Origin of the sequence: Erwinia sp. OLFS4, from assembly GCF_002752165.1 — a bacterium.
GTDB lineage: Bacteria > Pseudomonadota > Gammaproteobacteria > Enterobacterales > Enterobacteriaceae > Izhakiella.
The window spans coordinates 87,647-103,944 of sequence record NZ_MOMB01000002.1; the positions used below are offsets into that span (position 1 = coordinate 87,647).

Sequence of the window (16,298 nt, forward strand, 5' to 3'; positions counted from 1 at the left end):
CTGGCTGTCGGTTTTACCGTTAAAGCGTGTTTTTACTCTCATTTTTTCTTTTTCTGTCTGGCGAAATATCCTGTTATCGATAACACTTAGCATCAGGTCAGACCACTAAGGCAACGATGCCCGGTCACATAACTGCAACAGGTGAACTGATGAGCCAGCAGGCGCAACTCTCCCGGCCCGGTGAGCGTATTGTTATTACCCATGGACTTCGTACCCCTTTTGTTCGTCAGGCAACCGCTTTTCAGGCTATTCCGGCAGTCGAACTGGGCAGAATGGTGGTCAGTGAATTGCTGGTACGCAGTGAATTACCCCCGGAACTGATTGATTTACTGGTGTTTGGCCAGGTGGTGCAAATGCCCGAAGCCCCTAATATTGCCCGTGAAATAGTGCTGGCGAGCGGAATGAGTGTGCACACCGATGCCTACAGCGTCAGCCGGGCTTGTGCGACCAGCTTTCAGGCGGTGGCAAACGTTGCCGAAAGCCTGCTGGCAGGCAGCGCGCAGATCGGTATCGCTGGCGGAGCGGATTCCAGTTCAGTGCTGCCGATTGGGGTCAGTAAAAAACTGGCCCGCACGCTGCTTGAACTCAATAAAGCGCGTACGCTAAGCAAAAAGTTTTCGTTACTGCGACAGCTGCGCCCGCGTGATTTACTGCCGGTACCACCAGCGGTTGCCGAGTACTCCACGGGTTTACGCATGGGGGATACCGCTGAGCAAATGGCCAAAACCCATGCGATTACCCGTGCAGCGCAGGACAGTCTGGCGCATCGTTCGCATCAGCGCGCCGCCCATGCCTGGCAGCAGGGGCTGCTGCGTGACGAGGTGATGACTGCCTACGTTGCGCCCTTTAATGAGGCAGTGGAGCAGGATAACAATATCCGCCATGATAGTAGTCCTGACAGTTACAGTCGCGTGCGGCCGGCTTTCGATCGCCGGCACGGTAGCGTCACGGCAGCCAACAGTACGCCACTTACTGACGGAGCGGCTGCGCTGATACTGATGACCGAGCGCCGGGCGAAGGCTCTGGGAATTACGCCGTTAGGCTATCTCAGAAGCTATGCTTTCACCGCCATTGATGTCTGGCAGGATATGCTGCTAGGGCCGACGTATGCCTCCCCGCTGGCGCTGGAGCGTGCCGGTGTGACGCTTAATGATCTGACGTTAATTGATATGCATGAAGCCTTTGCTGCCCAGACGCTGGCTAACCTCAAACTGTTTGCTGATGAGCGTTTTGCCAGAGATGTACTCAATCGTCCCCATGCGTTGGGGGAAGTGAATGAAGAAAGGTTTAATGTTCTGGGCGGTTCCATCGCCTACGGTCATCCTTTCGCTGCTACCGGCGCCAGGATGATTACTCAGACGCTGCGCGAATTGCAGCGTCGGGGGGGAGGATTAGGACTGGTGACCGCCTGCGCTGCCGGCGGTCTGGGAGCAGCAATGGTGCTGGAGAGCTATTCATGACCACCACTTCAGCGTTAACCCTGAATTACCGGCTGGACCATGTCGCGGTCATTACTATTGACGTGCCCGGTGAGAAAATGAATACCCTGAAAGCAGAATTCGCCGACGCGTTGCGTGACACTATCCGTGAAGCGCGCAGCCATCGCCAGCTGGCGGGAATTGTACTGATTTCAGGTAAACCCGACTCTTTTATTGCCGGGGCAGATATTAATATGATAGCTGGCTGTCAGACTGCGGCACAGGCTCAGGCGCTGGCGGAACAAGGACAGCAGGCAATGCAGGCACTGGCTGACCTGCCGTTTCCGGTTGTTGCGGCGATCCACGGTGCTTGTCTCGGAGGCGGACTTGAGCTGGCGCTGGCCTGTGATAAACGGGTGTGCACCGGGAGCGATAAAACCCGTCTGGGCTTGCCAGAGGTGCAGCTGGGCTTACTGCCTGGTTCCGGGGGAACCCAGCGTCTGCCACAGCTTATCGGGCCGTCGCGGGCGTTGGATATGATACTGACCGGAAAAACACTACGCCCGCGTCAGGCGCTGAAGGTGGGGCTTGTCGACGATGTGGTGGCTGAGAGTATTTTGCTGGATACCGCGGTTGCGATGGTGCTGGACGGTGCGATTAAACGTCAGCCCTGGCCGCTGCGTGAACGGGTGCTGAATGCACCATTCGGCCGCCAGATATTGTTCCATGTTGCCCGCAAAAAAGCCCAGGCTAAGGCCCGGGGTCACTACCCGGCGATTGATCGTATTCTGTCGGTTGTGCAAACCGGCCTGTCTCAAAAGACTCGCAGTGGTTATATCGCTGAAGCCCGCGCATTCGGTGAGCTGGTGATGACGCCGCAATCGGCGGCGCTGCGTAGCCTGTTTTTTGCTACCAGCGAGATGAAGCGTGAACAGCTTAGTGAGGGGGATGCTCAGCCAGTCCGCCGGGTGGGGGTATTGGGTGGCGGACTGATGGGCGGCGGCATTGCCAGCGTGGCGGCGGCTAAAGCCGAATTGGCGGTGCGTATTAAAGATATCAATGTTCAGGGAGTTAACCACGCGCTGAAATACAGCTGGGATTTGCTGAATGCGAAAGTTAAGCGTCACCATATTACGCCGGCGCAGCGTAATCAGCAGCTGGCACGTATTTCTGGCGCTACCGATTATCATGGTTTTGCCGGACTTGACCTGGTGATGGAAGCGGTCTTCGAAGATCTCCCCCTTAAACGTCAGATGGTCAAAGATATTGAAAGCCATTGTAATGCGCAGACAATTTTTGCCTCTAATACCTCTTCCTTGCCGATCGGTGAGATTGCTGGCGGGGCTGAACGTCCGCAACAGGTTATTGGTCTGCACTTTTTCAGCCCGGTGGATAAAATGCCGTTGGTGGAAGTGATTCCTCATGCCACCACCTCTGCGCAGACGGTGGCAACCACCGTTGCGCTGGCGCGTAAAATGGGTAAAACGCCGATTGTGGTGTCCGACCGTGCGGGGTTTTATGTCAACCGTATTCTGGCGCCTTATATTAATGAAGCCCTGCTTTGTGTACTGGAAGGCGAAGCCATTGATCATGTGGACAATGCACTGGTGCAATTTGGTTTTCCCGTCGGCCCGATTCAGCTGCTTGATGAAGTTGGTATTGATGTCGGCAGTAAAATATTGCCGGTGATGGCCGCGGCGTTTGGCGATCGTTTTGTCGCACCCGCGGCGTTTGCTCAGGTGCTGGCAGACGATCGCAAAGGTAAAAAAAACCGGCGTGGATTTTATCTGTATCCGGCGAAGCGTCCGCGCAGAAAAAAAGTTGATGAACAGGTTTATAAGTTATTACAGGTCACTCCTGGTGTGCATCAGACGCCGGAACAGATTGCCCAGCGTTGTGTGATGATGATGCTAAATGAAGCTGTTCGTACTGTTGATGAAGGCGTGATCAAAAATGCGCGTGATGGTGATATTGGCGCGATTTTTGGCCTTGGTTTTCCGCCTTTCCTCGGCGGCCCGTTCCGTTATATGGATCATTATGGAATATCGGAATTAATCAATACGTTAACATCGTTAACTCAAAAGCATGGTGAGCGATTTACACCCTGTCAGCATCTGCAAATGATGCAACGCAATGACGAAAAATTTTACAAAACTTATCTCTCTGACAATACCCATGCAGCTTCAGCAGGTTAGCGAAATGTCCCGGCCGCCCGCCCGCTATCGGCGGGCTGAAAAACCGCTAATAAGCCGATGGCCGGTTGACTATAATGAAGTCGTTAAGGTACAACACAGCGTTCATTTGTAAAATGAAGGGTCGGTTTTGACACACTCCTTTACCGGCGTTTTTATTTAACAACAACGGTGCAATATGCAAGTTTTCATTATGCGTCATGGTGATGCAGCGTTAGATGCCGCGAGCGATCCCGTCAGACCTCTCACGCATTGTGGCTGTGACGAATCCCGCCAGATGGCAAGCTGGTTGAAAAATCAGTCGGTCAGTATTGAGCGGGTTCTGGTGAGTCCCTATCTGCGCGCTGAGCAGACGCAGCAAATGGTGCGCGAAGTACTGTCTTTGCCCGAAGGTCAGGAAGTTCTGCCGGAACTGACGCCAGACGGCGATGCCACACAGGTTGCCAGTTACCTGCAGACACTGGCGGCGCAAGGAATCTCATCGGTAATGGTGATTTCTCATTTACCGCTGGTTGGTTATCTGGTTTCAGAACTCTGTCCGCAGGAGACACCGCCGATGTTTGCTACCTCGGCGATTGCCTGTGTTGACTACGATCCCGTCAGCGCCCAGGGACAATTACTCTGGCAGGTCAGTCCGTCTAAGCTGGCAAAAGCAATGTAACAATCTGAACCGTTAAGGTCCCGGCGCGTTGGCTGCAGGCTCAAAGCAGTGCCGGTGGTTGCCACTCTTCCTGTTCAATTAACACCAGCAACGCCGCGTTGCCACCAAACATGTTGGGTGCCTGATGGAAAGCACGTACATCCGGATGTTGTGCCAGCCAGCGTGGCGTCTGTTGCTTAAGAATATGCTTACCATGACCATGCATCACACTGGCGCAGAACAGGTGTTCACGGCGACAGGCGGCAATCAGCGCCCCCAGTTCCTGCTTGGCTTGTTGCTGAGTCAGTCCGTGCAAATCAAGAAATATTTCCGGCGTGTAGTCACCGCGGCGTAACTTCTTCAGTTCGTAGGCATCAACGTCGGCACGAAGATAGCGTACCGGGCCTTCGCTAGCCAGCAGTGGCTGAAATTCATCAGAAAAGTAATGACTGGCATCCTTTTGTTCAGATAATAACCGTTTCGGCGCCGGTGTTTTGCTGACTTTAGGCGCGATTTTATGCAGAACGGTATCCTGCTTCATTCTGGTGGTTCCACGCACCAGTTCATTAAACAGCGCCCGATCTTCGGCGCTCAGCGGATGTTTTTTGCTCATTGACCTTTCTGTTTTAGCCTTTGATTTCGGTTACCAGCCAGCCGGTTGATGAAAACTGTCTGTAAGTCTACCTGCAAAAACCCTGATGGGTTCAATAAATATCAGCTTTTTAATGCGGATGCGATGAAATAGCCGGTTCTTCATGGCAAACTAACGCCAGCATGATTGACCGGCCTGTGGAGGGCAATTTGGACAAAATTTTTGTCGAGGAAGCAGTCAGCGAACTGCATACCATACAGGATATGCTGCGTTGGGCGGTGAGCCGTTTTTCCGCCGCCGGCCTCTGGTACGGCCACGGCACGGATAATCCCTGGGATGAAGCGGTGCAGCTGGTGTTACCGACGCTCTATCTGCCGCCCGATATTCCGCAAGATATGTATCCTGCACGCCTGACAATCAGTGAGCGTCAGCGGGTAGTGGAACGTATTATCCGTCGGGTAAAAGAGTTTATTCCGGTAGCTTATCTGACTAACAAGGCCTGGTTTTGCGGCCATGAATTTTACGTCGATGAACGCGTGCTGGTACCGCGTTCACCGATTGGCGAACTGATTGGCAACAATTTTGCGGGTCTGCTGCCTGCGTCCCCGGCACATATTCTTGATATGTGTACCGGCAGTGGCTGTATTGCTATTGCCTGCGCATATGCCTTCCCGCAGGCGCAGGTGGATGCTGTCGACCTTTCAGCCGAGGCGCTGGCGGTTGCTGAGCTGAATATTCAGCAGCATGCGATGCAGCATCAGGTGACGCCGATGCGTTCCGATCTGTTCAATGCGTTGCCGCCGCTTGCCTACGATCTGATTGTCACCAATCCGCCCTATGTTGATGCCGAAGATATGAACGATTTGCCGGATGAGTATCGTCATGAGCCAGAAATCGGACTGGCTGCCGGCGAAGATGGACTGGCGCTGGTTAAACGTATTCTGGCCCACGCAGCTGATTACCTTAGCCCGCAGGGCGTGTTAATTTGTGAGGTCGGTAACAGCATGGTACACATGATGGCGCAGTATCCCGATATTCCGTTTACCTGGCTGGAGTTTGAACAGGGCGGTGACGGCGTTTTCATGCTGACGCGCGACCAGATTGTCGACGCGCAGCCGCATTTTGCGGCGTTTAAAGCGTAACCCAATATATCTCTGAGGCTTGAATGGCTGGTAATACAATAGGGCAACTGTTTCGCGTGACGAGCTTTGGTGAATCTCATGGCCTGGCGCTCGGTGCTGTGGTGGATGGCGTTCCCCCCGGCATCCCGCTAAATGAAGCCGATTTGCAACACGATCTTGACCGGCGGCGTCCAGGGACTTCACGTTATACCACGCAACGACGTGAGGACGATCGGGTAAAAATTCTTTCCGGCGTTTTTGACGGGGTAACCACCGGTACCAGCATTGGTCTGCTGATTGAAAATACCGATCAGCGTTCGCAGGATTACAGCGCTATTAAAGATCTTTTTCGTCCCGGCCATGCGGATTACACCTACGAGCAGAAATATGGTTTGCGTGATTATCGGGGTGGTGGACGCTCTTCAGCGCGCGAAACGGCGATGCGGGTGGCAGCAGGTGCAATTGCAAAGAAATATCTCGCCAGTTGCTTTGGCATTCAGGTACGGGGCTATCTGGCACAAATAGGCGAGGTGGTTTGCGCGCTGAAAGACTGGGAACTGGTTGAACAAAATCCCTTTTTCTGTCCGGATGCTGACAAGCTTGATGCACTGGATACGCTGATGCGGACCTTGAAAAAAGAGGGTGATTCTATCGGTGCCAAAGTCACGGTTGTGGCAGAAAACGTGCCGCCAGGGCTGGGTGAGCCGGTATTTGACCGTCTTGACGCCGATCTGGCGCACGCACTGATGAGTATTAATGCGGTTAAAGGCGTGGAAATTGGCGATGGTTTTGCAGTTGTCAGCCAGCGGGGCAGCCAGCATCGTGATGAAATCCGCGCGGATGGATTCCAGAGTAACCATGCTGGCGGTATTCTTGGTGGTATCAGCAGCGGACAGGCGATTATTGCCCATCTGGCGATGAAACCGACATCCAGTATTACCGTCCCAGGAAAAACCATTACCCGTGCCGGTGAAGAAGTCGAAATGATAACCAAAGGACGCCACGATCCCTGCGTTGGCATTCGGGCAGTGCCGATCGCTGAAGCGATGATGGCAATTGTGCTGATGGATCATCTGTTACGTCATCGCGGCCAGAATGCCGGGGTTGTTCCGCCGGCACCGTGCTGGTGAACCCATGAAAAAAAAACACGCTCTCCTGTTTGCACTGCTGTTCAGCACTTCGTTGCTGGCGGCAACACCGTGGCAAAAAATCCGCCAGCCCATCAGTGGACCAGCCCGATCGATAGGGGCATTTGCTAACGGGTGCATTATTGGCGCGCAACCGTTGCCGCTTGAGGCCAGTCATTATCAGGTTATGCGCCAGGATCAGCGTCGTTATTTTGGTCATCCTGACCTGATTCGCTTTATTCAGCGACTCAGCAACAGGGTGAGTGGGCAGCAGCTGGGGGAAGTGCTAATCGGCGATATGGGCATGGCGGCGGGTGGACGTTTCAGTAGCGGTCATGCCAGCCATCAAAGTGGCCTTGATGTTGATATCTGGCTACAGCTTCCCCGTTATCGCTGGAGCGAGGCCATGCTGCTAAAGCCCCAGCCCCAGCCCCTGGACCTGGTCAGTGCTGATGGCCGTACGGTTAACCGTAGCTGGCAGCCGCAGATTGCGCGCCTGATTACGCTGGCGGCTAAAGATGCGGATGTGACACGAATTTTCGTGGCGCCAGCGATAAAAAAACAGCTCTGCAGTACCGCCGGCAGCGATCGTGACTTGTTACATAAGGTGCGTCCATGGTTTGGCCATCGCGCTCATATGCACGTTCGCCTGCGTTGCCCGGCTGACAGTCCTGAATGCGAGAAACAAGCGCCACCTCCTGCCGGAGATGGCTGTGGTGCCGAGCTGGAGAGCTGGTTTGCGCCGCCAAAACCAGGCAGCGGCGTGCCGGTCAAACGGCCACCGCCACCGTTACCGCCATCCTGTCAGGCGCTGCTGGATAAACATCTTCTGTAAGGAAAATCCTGATAATGGATTGGTTGATGCTCGCGCCAGGCGTACTGGCTGGATTATTTGCCGTGGCAGTTTTTGCCGGATTTATTGACGCAATTGCCGGTGGTGGCGGGCTGATAACTGTCCCTGCCTTACTAAGTGCCGGACTGACACCGGCACAATCGCTGGCGACCAATAAATTACAGGCGGTGGGTGGCTCTTTTTCCGCCAGTTTTTATTTTGTTCGCAGCGGCGTGGTCAGTCTGACTACGCAAAAGCGCAATATTATGCTGACGCTGGTCGGTTCGGTTTCCGGCGCGTTGTTGGTACAACACATCAATTCTGCCGTTTTGCGCCAGCTTCTGCCGTTGCTGGTAATGGGTATTGGTTTTTACTTTTTGCTGATGCCAAAACTGGGACAGGAGGACCGCCAGCACCGTCTTTCAGGTTTGCCTTTCGCGCTGGTTGCCGGCGGCGGCGTCGGATTTTACGACGGATTTTTTGGCCCAGGCGCGGGATCATTTTATGCGCTGGCGTTTGTTACGCTCGCGGGTTTTAACCTGGCAAAAGCCACTGCGCACGCCAAAGTACTCAATTTTACGTCTAATGCCGGTAGCCTGTTGTTGTTTATGCTGGGTGGTAAAGTGGTCTGGGGCGTAGGTGTGATAATGCTCTGTGGTCAGGTGATTGGCGCCCGGTTAGGCGCCGGCATGGTATTAAGCAAAGGTCAGTCATTGATCCGTCCAATGGTGGTGATTATCTCGGCGTTGATGAGCATCAAGCTACTTTATGATAACCACGGTGACGCCATCCTGAGCCTTTTTCATCGCTTTTTTAGTTAACATCATCGTTATTGTGAGATCTGACCCGCAGCGTTGTCGTTGCGCGGCGACGTTGAGAACAGACAGATGCAGACCGGACACCATTATCAGCAATTAATTACCCTTTTCGATCGCTGCTTTCAGGCGGATTTTCAGACACGTCTCATTAAGGGCGATGATGAGCCGATTTATCTTCCGGCAGATGAAAGCTCCGCCTGGAACCGGGTGGTATTTGCCCATGGTTTTTATGCCAGCGCGCTGCATGAAATTTCACACTGGTGTATCGCCGGTGAGGCGCGTCGCAAGCAGGTGGATTTTGGCTACTGGTATTGCCCTGACGGACGTGATGCCGCGACGCAGAGCAAGTTTGAAGCGGTTGAAATAAAACCGCAGGCGCTGGAGTGGTTATTTTGTGTGGCGGCCGGTTTTCCTTTTAATGTCAGCTGTGACAACCTTGAAGGTGATTGTGAACCCGACCGTATTGCCTTTCAGCGCCAGGTCCATCAGCAAGTGATGAATTATCTGGAAAAAGGAATTCCGGCGCGCCCGGCTCGCTTTATTGACGCACTTCGCGCATATTACAAGACACCGCCGCTGTCGGCGACGCAGTTTTCTTTGCCGGAAGCGTGGCGTTAAGCCTGGCGTGAAGAATTAACAGAGGATATTTCATGATTGATGAATTTGAGGCGCGGATTCTGGCTTTGATTGATGACATGGTTGAGCATGCCAGCGATGATGAACTCTTTGCCAGCGGTTACCTGCGCGGGCATCTGACTCTGGCGGTTGCAGAGCTGGAACAGTCGGGCGACCATTCGCCCGAAGCGTTACAGATTGAGGTACAAAATAGTCTGCAGAATGCCATTCACGCCGGCGAGCTTTCACCACGCGATCAGGCGTTAGTCATTGGAATGTGGAATAACCTGTTTACCCAGGCACGTCAGATTGCCTGATGGCACCTTCAGACGCACCCATATCGCTGCGGCGTTGCATTCACTCTTCTGCTGGTCGACGCTGTAGGGCCTCTTTGTTCGCGCGATAAGTGGACTGGCCGCCGGCAGTTTTTACTATTTAATCAGTGGCTTGCCTTTCAGTAACTTGCGTATCCAGTAGCGATTTGGATTCAGAGCGGCAAGGGTTGCCGCATCAAGCGGTATTGGCTCGCCGCAGATTTGTGCGGCCAGAATCTCTGCCGCCAGCGGTGCGCTGCACAACCCTCTGGAGCCAAACGCCCCCAGAACAAAAATGCCCTGGTGCCACGGTGCTGGCGTTGTCTGCTGCTGAATCTCAGCTGGCGTCAGGCCGGAATACTGCTGTAAAGTGCGTTGATAATCGGGCAGGGCGCCGAGCATTGGCAGATGATCGCGGGTCGCGCAGCGTACGCCACAACGTGCCTCACCGGCACTGGCGTCAAGTGTTAGCGGCCAGCTTTGATTGACCAGGCAGTTTTGCAATCGTGCGATATTTTCCTGCTGATCGCAGGGGCTGTAGGTGGTCTGCTGGCTGCCGCGGTGATAGCTGGCACCGATACAGTGTTGCTGATGCTGCGGACTGACTGGCGTCAGATAACCGTCGTAACAAAGTACCTGCTTTAGCTGTGCCAGCGAAGCATTGGTCGGGACATGGCTGACCTGGCCGGCAACCGGATAGACCGGTAACCGGGCACTTTGTGCCAGCTGATTAATACCGGCACCGTTGGCCAGTACCAGATTAGGGTGGTGGCGCTGGCTGCCATCGGCAAAATGCAGCCGCCAGCCGTTTTCTTCTTCCGTCAGTTTTTCCAGCTTATGTTGCCAGTACAGCGTCAGTCCCTGCTGCTGTGCCTGGGTGATTAATCCGGTGGTCAGATCGGCCGGGCATAACCAGCCACCTTGCGGGTAGTGAATACCGCCGCAGCCGGTTGGCAGTCCCGCCAGCTGTTCAGCTTGTTCTGCATTGACTGCGCAGGCGATAGCAGCCGGCAGCGCCATACCCAGCATGTTATCAATCTTACGCTGACTTTTTTCATCCCAGCCTAGCTGGGTAACGCCGCACCACTGGTGGGCAAAAGGGAAATCCAGCGCATCAAAATAGCGTCGGGCAAAGGTAAAGGCTGCGGGGAAAAAGCGGCCGGATGCGCTGTCATGAGGGTTCAGCAGCGGATAAAGCGCGCCCTGACGATTACCGGAAGCTCCCTGTGCCGGCAGACGAGCGTCGCTGTAAAGCGTCACATTACACCCGCGGCGGAGAAGTGCCAGCGCCAGCAAAGCGCTGGCGATACCACCGCCAATAACAGCAATATCGCCGTTGCGCGCTGGCGGACGATGATAGCAGAGAGCCGACCGCAACGGCGTACAGGCCTGGTTCAGGGTTCCGCACAGCATTTCCCGCTTAGGGCCAAAGCCTTTACGCTTCACCATAGTGAAGCCGGCCTGTTGTAAGCCCCGGCGGACAAAACCGGCAGCGGTAAAGGTGGCGAGTGTGGCGCCCGGACGTGCCAGCCGGGCCATACAGTGAAACAGTGGCGGAGTCCACATATCCGGGTTTTTTGCCGGGGCAAAACCATCAAGGAACCAGGCATCGACCTGTTGTTGCAAACTGTCATCAAAAGTATCAATTAGCTGGTTAATATCGCCATACCAGAGGTCCAGCGTGATACGCCCGGCGGCAAACAGCAGACGATGACAGCCTGGCATAGCCTGCGGCCACTGACTGAGTAAGGCTTGACTCCAGTCAGCCAGTTCCGGCCAGTGCTGGTGCGCCTGTATCATATCTTTTGCGGTTAACGGATATTTCTCACAGCTAATAAAATGTAACCGCTGCAGTCTGGCCTGCGGATGGTCAGCGAGGAAAGCCGTAAATGCCTGGCAAAGCGTGAGGAAATTTAATCCGGTGCCGAAGCCGGTTTCAGCGACAACGAACAGGGCGCGGGGATGACAGGCAAAGCGTTGCGGAAGCTGATTACCGGCCAGAAATACGTAGCGGGTTTCTTGCAGTCCGCTCTGGTTAGAAAAGTAGACATCATCAAAAGTCCGGGATACAGGTGTACCCTGTTCATTCCAGCTAAGAGATGCATGTTCAACAGCTAGGTTTTTCACAAAATTGACTCTGTGGTCAGGTACTGGCGCGATTCTAACTATGTGAACCCGTACGCGCAAATTTACCTGATAACAGCAGATCGGACTTGTTCAGCGTACAACTGTACGCTAAAGTGCGTTCACTGAACCTAATTAGTCGTGGATGAGGTATTGAATGAAACGTGCAGTGATTACTGGCCTGGGTATCGTTTCCAGCATCGGTAATAACCAGGAGGAAGTACTGGCTTCCCTGCGTGAAGGGCGCTCAGGCATTACTTTCTCTCAGGAGCTGAAAGATTCCGGTATGCGTAGTCACGTATGGGGCAATGTCAAACTCGATACCTCAGGTCTGATTGATCGAAAAGTCGTACGTTTTATGAGCGATGCTTCGGTTTATGCGTATCTTTCCATGCAGCAGGCCATTGAAGATGCCGGCCTGTCTGAGCAGCAGTATCAGAATAATCCACGCGTCGGACTGATTGCCGGTTCCGGTGGCGGGTCACCGCGCTTTCAGGTTTTCGGCGCCGATGCCATGCGTAGTCCCCGTGGTCTGAAGGCCGTTGGCCCTTATGTCGTGACGAAAGCAATGGCTTCCGGTGTATCAGCCTGTCTGGCAACCCCGTTTAAAATTCACGGCGTGAATTACTCTATCAGTTCCGCCTGCGCCACTTCTGCCCATTGTATTGGCAACGCGGTTGAACAGATTCAGTTAGGCAAACAGGACATTGTTTTTGCCGGTGGCGGGGAAGAATTATGCTGGGAAATGGCCTGCGAGTTTGACGCAATGGGGGCCCTTTCAACAAAGTACAATGACAATCCTGCTAAGGCCTCCCGTACTTATGACAACCAGCGGGACGGCTTTGTTATTGCTGGCGGTGGCGGCATGGTGGTGGTTGAAGAGCTGGAGCATGCCCTGGCGCGCGGTGCGCACATTTATGCTGAAATCGTTGGCTACGGCGCAACATCAGACGGTGCAGATATGGTTGCGCCTTCCGGTGAAGGCGCGGTGCGCTGTATGAAAATGGCCATGCAGGACCTCACAGGACCTGTTGATTATCTCAACACCCATGGGACTTCAACTCCGGTCGGCGATGTGAAAGAACTTGGTGCGATCCGCGAAGTGTTTGGTGACAACACCCCGGCACTTTCTGCCACTAAAGCGATGACCGGACATTCATTAGGTGCTGCTGGTGTGCAGGAGGCAATTTATTCCTTGCTGATGCTGGAGCATGGTTTTATTGCCCCGAGTATCAACATTGACGATCTTGACGAGCAGGCGCGGGGAATGAACGTGATTACCCAGCCAACGCAACGTACACTGACAACCGTCATGTCTAACAGCTTTGGCTTTGGTGGCACAAATGCCACCCTGGTGATGCGTAAAGTGCAGTAACGTCACGGCGCGTTACATTGAAAGGAGCGCCGGGGCGCTCCTTTTTTAATGCCTTGCCCGGCTATAACACGGGCAAGAATGGGCTTATAGTCTGTACTGGTGTCTTTCAGTTTGCCTGCGGATTTGCTATCAATTGGATACGGGTTTTACCCCTTCCGGCTCGCGTTAACCCCTGCAAGCATACATACCTACCTACCCGTCAGCGACCTGACAGGCTGGTGAGACATGATCAAGATAATGGCACTGACTTCACAACAAGGAGTATGTGACTGATGTTATCAACCGCTTATCCTCCCGTCAGGCAGGGCAATGCCTATCTGGCCCGCATTTCATTTTCGGTCTTTCTTACCTATCTGACTGCCGGCTTAGCGTTGCCGGTCATCCCGCTGTTTGTTCATCAGGAACTTGGGCTGAATAATGTGATGGTGGGGGTTGCGGTTGGCATTCAGTTTTTTGCCACTCTGCTTACCCGGGGGTATGCCGGGCGCATTGCCGATCAGCGGGGGGCAAAGCGCTCGGTGATGCAGGGTATTTGTAGCTTCCTGCTGGTTGGTATTGCTTATCTGCTGGCCGGAATACTGCCCCTGCCGGTGAGCGGCAAATTTGCGCTGCTGGTGGCCGGGCGACTACTGCTTGGCTTTGGTGAAAGTCAGCTTCTGACCGGTAATCTTGCCTGGGGATTAGGTCTGGTAGGGCCGACGCGTTCCGGGAAGGTGATGTCGTGGAATGGCATGGCGATTTACGGCGCACTGGCAGCCGGGGCGCCGCTTGGCTTGTGGTTGCACGGTCTGGGGGGATTTATGGCGTTAAGCGCGGGATGTCTGCTGCTTCCGCTGATGGCCCTGCTGTTTAATGTCAGGGTGCCGGCTGTGGCACCGCACGGTGGTGAACGTCCCTCGCTGTGGCGGGTGGTTGGTCAGATCATGACGCCAGGTGTCGCGCTAGCGTTACAGGGCACCGGTTTTGCCGTTATTGGTACCTTTATCTCGCTCTATTTTGCTGCGCAGTATTGGGATAATGCCGGCTTCGCGCTGACCGCTTTCGGGTTAGCATTTGTGCTGATACGTCTGCTGTTTGGCGGACTGCCCGATAAATTAGGCGGGGGTAAAGTTGCGCTGGTTTCGTTGCTGGTTGAATTTGCCGGCCTGTTGCTACTGGGATTTGCCACTAGCGGAGGCATGGCTTTGCTGGGGGCTGCTCTGACAGGCTGTGGTTGTTCGCTTAACTTTCCGGCGCTGGGCGTGGAGGTGATAAAACGCGTAGCGCCGCAGGTACGTGGAACTGCGCTTGGCGCCTTCTCAGCGTTTCAGGATGTTGCTTATGGTGCCAGTGGTCCTTTTACCGGCATGCTGGCCACGGCGCATGGCTATGGTTCGGTATACCTTGCCAGCGCCGCCTGTGCTGCCGTTGGGGCGGTACTGGTGTTAAAACTGATCGCACAGCCGGCTTCTGCGCCAGCCGGCAGCTGATTACCCGCGATAATGTTGCAATATCCATTATGCAGGTGCCGGAAAAGCGCTCAGACGCAGGGGCTGCAAAGTCTTTGACCAGGCTGCGACTTACGGCTACCGGCGCCTTACCGGTGAGGATTGAAGCTGTTATAGTCGGGTTTGTGATTACACTATTTAGCCTACTCAGTAACAGGAAACCACCATGTCCCGGCAATCGCTTGTCATGCAATATCTTCCCCCTGACGCGCAGGAAAATGCGGCCCGCCTGCGCCATAAGCTGAGTTATTATACTGATGCCTGGGACCTGGCTCAGGATCTGGCGGCGGGTATTGAAGCACTGGTCGTCATTGATACCCGTTCGGCAGCGCAATATCACAATGGCCATATTTGCGGTGCTATCAGCTTTCCGCACCGCGAAATGACTGACGAGCGCCTTCGTTGCCTGGATGCGGATAAAGTTTATGTCACTTACTGCGATGGTATTGGCTGTAACGGTTCAACCCGTGGAGCGCTCAGGCTGGCCGCCGCCGGTTTTCGGGTTAAAGAACTGATTGGCGGGCTTGATTTCTGGTGCCGGGATAACCATCCACTGATACAGGGAAGCGAACCCGGCAGCTGGCCTGACATCAGCTTGCCTGACTGTGGTTGTTAACGCAGCAGCCAGAGCAGCAGAATCACAACGGCCAGTGCGATAAACATGCTCAGTAACGGTCGCCGGATGGCAGACTGCATAAAGCCAGGAAGAAAACCCCATACTGGCGCAACGATTGGCTGAGGCGCAATGGCGTTGTCTGCCAGACGCTGTTCACGCAGCCGCTCGGCCCGTTGGCTGAACAGTGTATCCAGTAAAAGTTGCGCCTGGGCGCCGCTCAGCGTCGAGGATGGTGTCAGCTGAAACTGCTGAGCCAGGGTCTCTTCCAGCAGGCGATGTTCATGCGGTGCCGGTGGCTGTTTCAGCGACGCGACCAGCAGGCTGAGCGTTGGAGCACTGTGCTGACTGAGGGTCTGATGCACATGCAGATATTGTGTCAACAGGGGATAAAAACGCGAAGGTACCGGATCGCCACTTTGCAGATTCACCAGCTGCAGTATATGCGTCCATATGCTGGCCGGTGCATCGCCGGTAGTCGCGGCCAGTCGGGTGATCTGCTGATTCAGAGCCTGATGTTCAGCGGGTAGCAACGTGCGATCGGTTGCCGGATTCAGTCTGGGCTGCGGGATGGTCATCTGGCCGCTTTGCAGCATGGTCAGCACCTGCCGTAGCTGATCCGGGGTTAAGGTACTGAGCACCGTGTGGCCAAACTGCTGACGAATAAAATCGCTCACGGCCTGGCGGTTATTTCCCAGCGGCAGCATGGCGGTGAGCTGCTGTTGCAGCTGGCGGGTACCATGGCTGGTTTGGGCTTCACTCAGACGTGCATTAAGATACTGCTCAGCGGCTGGAAAGTGACGGGCCAGCAGCTCGTTGTCGTTTTTCACCCCAACCTGATGGCGGATGCCAGCCCAGACTTCCGGGGACTTGAGTGAGCTTATCGCCAGCAATTTGATCACCAGTCGCTCCAGTGAAGTACGCTGGGCCGGACTCATTGGTGAATCGCCGGAAGTGGCTGGTGTTGCCGGCTGAGGGCGATTGCCCGGCAGCGGCGCACCAGGGCCATTCAGTGGTTGCATGGCTGGAT

At 54.6% G+C, this 16,298-nt stretch carries 15 protein-coding genes; 12 read left to right on the forward strand and 3 right to left on the reverse strand.

All coding sequences use genetic code 11. The annotated features are described in order from the left end of the window. Positions 1 to 149 precede the first annotated feature (149 nt). The 3 genes from fadI to sixA all read left to right on the forward strand — a co-directional run bounded on the left by fadI (position 150) and on the right by sixA (position 4,271). On the forward strand, positions 150 to 1,460 hold the full coding sequence (gene fadI / locus BL249_RS01200) for an acetyl-CoA C-acyltransferase FadI (RefSeq protein ID WP_099705115.1): 1,311 nt from the start codon (positions 150 to 152) through the stop codon (positions 1,458 to 1,460). Then, a complete protein-coding gene (gene fadJ / locus BL249_RS01205) occupies positions 1,457 to 3,613 on the forward strand; it encodes a fatty acid oxidation complex subunit alpha FadJ (RefSeq protein WP_099705114.1) in 2,157 nt (718 codons plus the stop codon). The genes fadI and fadJ overlap by 4 nt, the downstream gene beginning before the upstream one ends. 175 nt (positions 3,614 to 3,788) lie before the next feature. After that, positions 3,789 to 4,271, forward strand: a complete 483-nt coding sequence (gene sixA, locus BL249_RS01210; protein ID WP_099705113.1) for a phosphohistidine phosphatase SixA — start codon at positions 3,789 to 3,791, stop codon at positions 4,269 to 4,271. A 40-nt stretch (positions 4,272 to 4,311) separates the two neighbouring features. Here the strand turns inward: sixA and smrB are convergent, their stop codons facing one another. Continuing rightward, on the reverse strand, positions 4,312 to 4,863 hold the full coding sequence (smrB, locus tag BL249_RS01215) for an endonuclease SmrB (protein WP_099705112.1): 552 nt from the start codon (positions 4,861 to 4,863) through the stop codon (positions 4,312 to 4,314). A gap of 188 nt (positions 4,864 to 5,051) precedes the next feature. On the opposite strand from smrB, the gene prmB reads away from it, so the two are divergent. From prmB to BL249_RS01245, 6 genes are all read left to right on the forward strand, one after another. Further along, positions 5,052 to 5,984, forward strand: a complete 933-nt coding sequence (gene prmB, locus BL249_RS01220; RefSeq protein WP_099705192.1) for a 50S ribosomal protein L3 N(5)-glutamine methyltransferase — start codon at positions 5,052 to 5,054, stop codon at positions 5,982 to 5,984. A 23-nt stretch (positions 5,985 to 6,007) separates the two neighbouring features. Continuing rightward, positions 6,008 to 7,093 (forward strand): chorismate synthase, encoded by a 1,086-nt coding sequence (gene aroC, locus BL249_RS01225; RefSeq protein ID WP_099705111.1) that lies wholly within the window; start codon positions 6,008 to 6,010, stop codon positions 7,091 to 7,093. 4 nt (positions 7,094 to 7,097) lie between these two features. After that, complete coding sequence (gene mepA, locus BL249_RS01230; RefSeq protein WP_099716796.1) at positions 7,098 to 7,925, forward strand: penicillin-insensitive murein endopeptidase; 828 nt, start codon at positions 7,098 to 7,100, stop codon at positions 7,923 to 7,925. 14 nt (positions 7,926 to 7,939) lie between these two features. Continuing rightward, positions 7,940 to 8,743, forward strand: a complete 804-nt coding sequence (locus BL249_RS01235) for a TSUP family transporter (RefSeq protein ID WP_099705109.1) — start codon at positions 7,940 to 7,942, stop codon at positions 8,741 to 8,743. A gap of 66 nt (positions 8,744 to 8,809) precedes the next feature. After that, positions 8,810 to 9,358 (forward strand): elongation factor P hydroxylase, encoded by a 549-nt coding sequence (locus BL249_RS01240; protein WP_099705191.1) that lies wholly within the window; start codon positions 8,810 to 8,812, stop codon positions 9,356 to 9,358. A 32-nt stretch (positions 9,359 to 9,390) separates the two neighbouring features. Continuing rightward, entirely contained in the window at positions 9,391 to 9,672 is a 282-nt protein-coding gene (locus BL249_RS01245; RefSeq protein WP_099705108.1) for a YfcL family protein, read from the forward strand. A gap of 114 nt (positions 9,673 to 9,786) precedes the next feature. On the opposite strand, the gene mnmC is transcribed toward BL249_RS01245, so the two are convergent. Next, positions 9,787 to 11,796, reverse strand: coding sequence for a bifunctional tRNA (5-methylaminomethyl-2-thiouridine)(34)-methyltransferase MnmD/FAD-dependent 5-carboxymethylaminomethyl-2-thiouridine(34) oxidoreductase MnmC (gene mnmC, locus BL249_RS01250; protein WP_099705107.1), 2,010 nt, complete (start codon positions 11,794 to 11,796; stop codon positions 9,787 to 9,789). Between the two features lie 154 nt (positions 11,797 to 11,950). Here mnmC and fabB point away from each other — a divergent pair, with 154 nt between their 5' ends. The 3 genes from fabB to BL249_RS01265 all read left to right on the forward strand — a co-directional run bounded on the left by fabB (position 11,951) and on the right by BL249_RS01265 (position 15,271). After that, complete coding sequence (gene fabB, locus BL249_RS01255; protein ID WP_099705106.1) at positions 11,951 to 13,168, forward strand: beta-ketoacyl-ACP synthase I; 1,218 nt, start codon at positions 11,951 to 11,953, stop codon at positions 13,166 to 13,168. 272 nt (positions 13,169 to 13,440) lie between these two features. Then, complete coding sequence (locus BL249_RS01260) at positions 13,441 to 14,637, forward strand: MFS transporter (RefSeq protein ID WP_099705105.1); 1,197 nt, start codon at positions 13,441 to 13,443, stop codon at positions 14,635 to 14,637. Between the two features lie 184 nt (positions 14,638 to 14,821). After that, a complete protein-coding gene (locus BL249_RS01265) occupies positions 14,822 to 15,271 on the forward strand; it encodes a rhodanese-like domain-containing protein (RefSeq protein ID WP_099705104.1) in 450 nt (149 codons plus the stop codon). Here BL249_RS01265 and flk read toward each other — a convergent pair. Next, positions 15,268 to 16,290 (reverse strand): flagella biosynthesis regulator Flk, encoded by a 1,023-nt coding sequence (gene flk / locus BL249_RS01270; protein WP_099705103.1) that lies wholly within the window; start codon positions 16,288 to 16,290, stop codon positions 15,268 to 15,270. The two genes, BL249_RS01265 and flk, sit on opposite strands and share 4 nt — an antisense overlap. Positions 16,291 to 16,298: the final 8 nt, after the last annotated feature.

Bases quoted from the DNA above. Each gene is read 5' to 3' on its own strand.
- fadI (WP_099705115.1), top strand. From the start codon at position 150: ATGAGCCAGCAGGCGCAACTCTCCCGGCCCGGTGAGCGTATTGTTATT.
- fadJ (WP_099705114.1), top strand. From the start codon at position 1,457: ATGACCACCACTTCAGCGTTAACCCTGAATTACCGGCTGGACCATGTC.
- sixA (WP_099705113.1), top strand. From the start codon at position 3,789: ATGCAAGTTTTCATTATGCGTCATGGTGATGCAGCGTTAGATGCCGCG.
- smrB (WP_099705112.1), bottom strand. From the start codon at position 4,863: ATGAGCAAAAAACATCCGCTGAGCGCCGAAGATCGGGCGCTGTTTAAT.
- aroC (WP_099705111.1), top strand. From the start codon at position 6,008: ATGGCTGGTAATACAATAGGGCAACTGTTTCGCGTGACGAGCTTTGGT.
- mepA (WP_099716796.1), top strand. From the start codon at position 7,098: ATGAAAAAAAAACACGCTCTCCTGTTTGCACTGCTGTTCAGCACTTCG.
- BL249_RS01235 (WP_099705109.1), top strand. From the start codon at position 7,940: ATGGATTGGTTGATGCTCGCGCCAGGCGTACTGGCTGGATTATTTGCC.
- BL249_RS01240 (WP_099705191.1), top strand. From the start codon at position 8,810: ATGCAGACCGGACACCATTATCAGCAATTAATTACCCTTTTCGATCGC.
- BL249_RS01245 (WP_099705108.1), top strand. From the start codon at position 9,391: ATGATTGATGAATTTGAGGCGCGGATTCTGGCTTTGATTGATGACATG.
- fabB (WP_099705106.1), top strand. From the start codon at position 11,951: ATGAAACGTGCAGTGATTACTGGCCTGGGTATCGTTTCCAGCATCGGT.
- BL249_RS01260 (WP_099705105.1), top strand. From the start codon at position 13,441: ATGTTATCAACCGCTTATCCTCCCGTCAGGCAGGGCAATGCCTATCTG.
- BL249_RS01265 (WP_099705104.1), top strand. From the start codon at position 14,822: ATGTCCCGGCAATCGCTTGTCATGCAATATCTTCCCCCTGACGCGCAG.
- flk (WP_099705103.1), bottom strand. From the start codon at position 16,290: ATGCAACCACTGAATGGCCCTGGTGCGCCGCTGCCGGGCAATCGCCCT.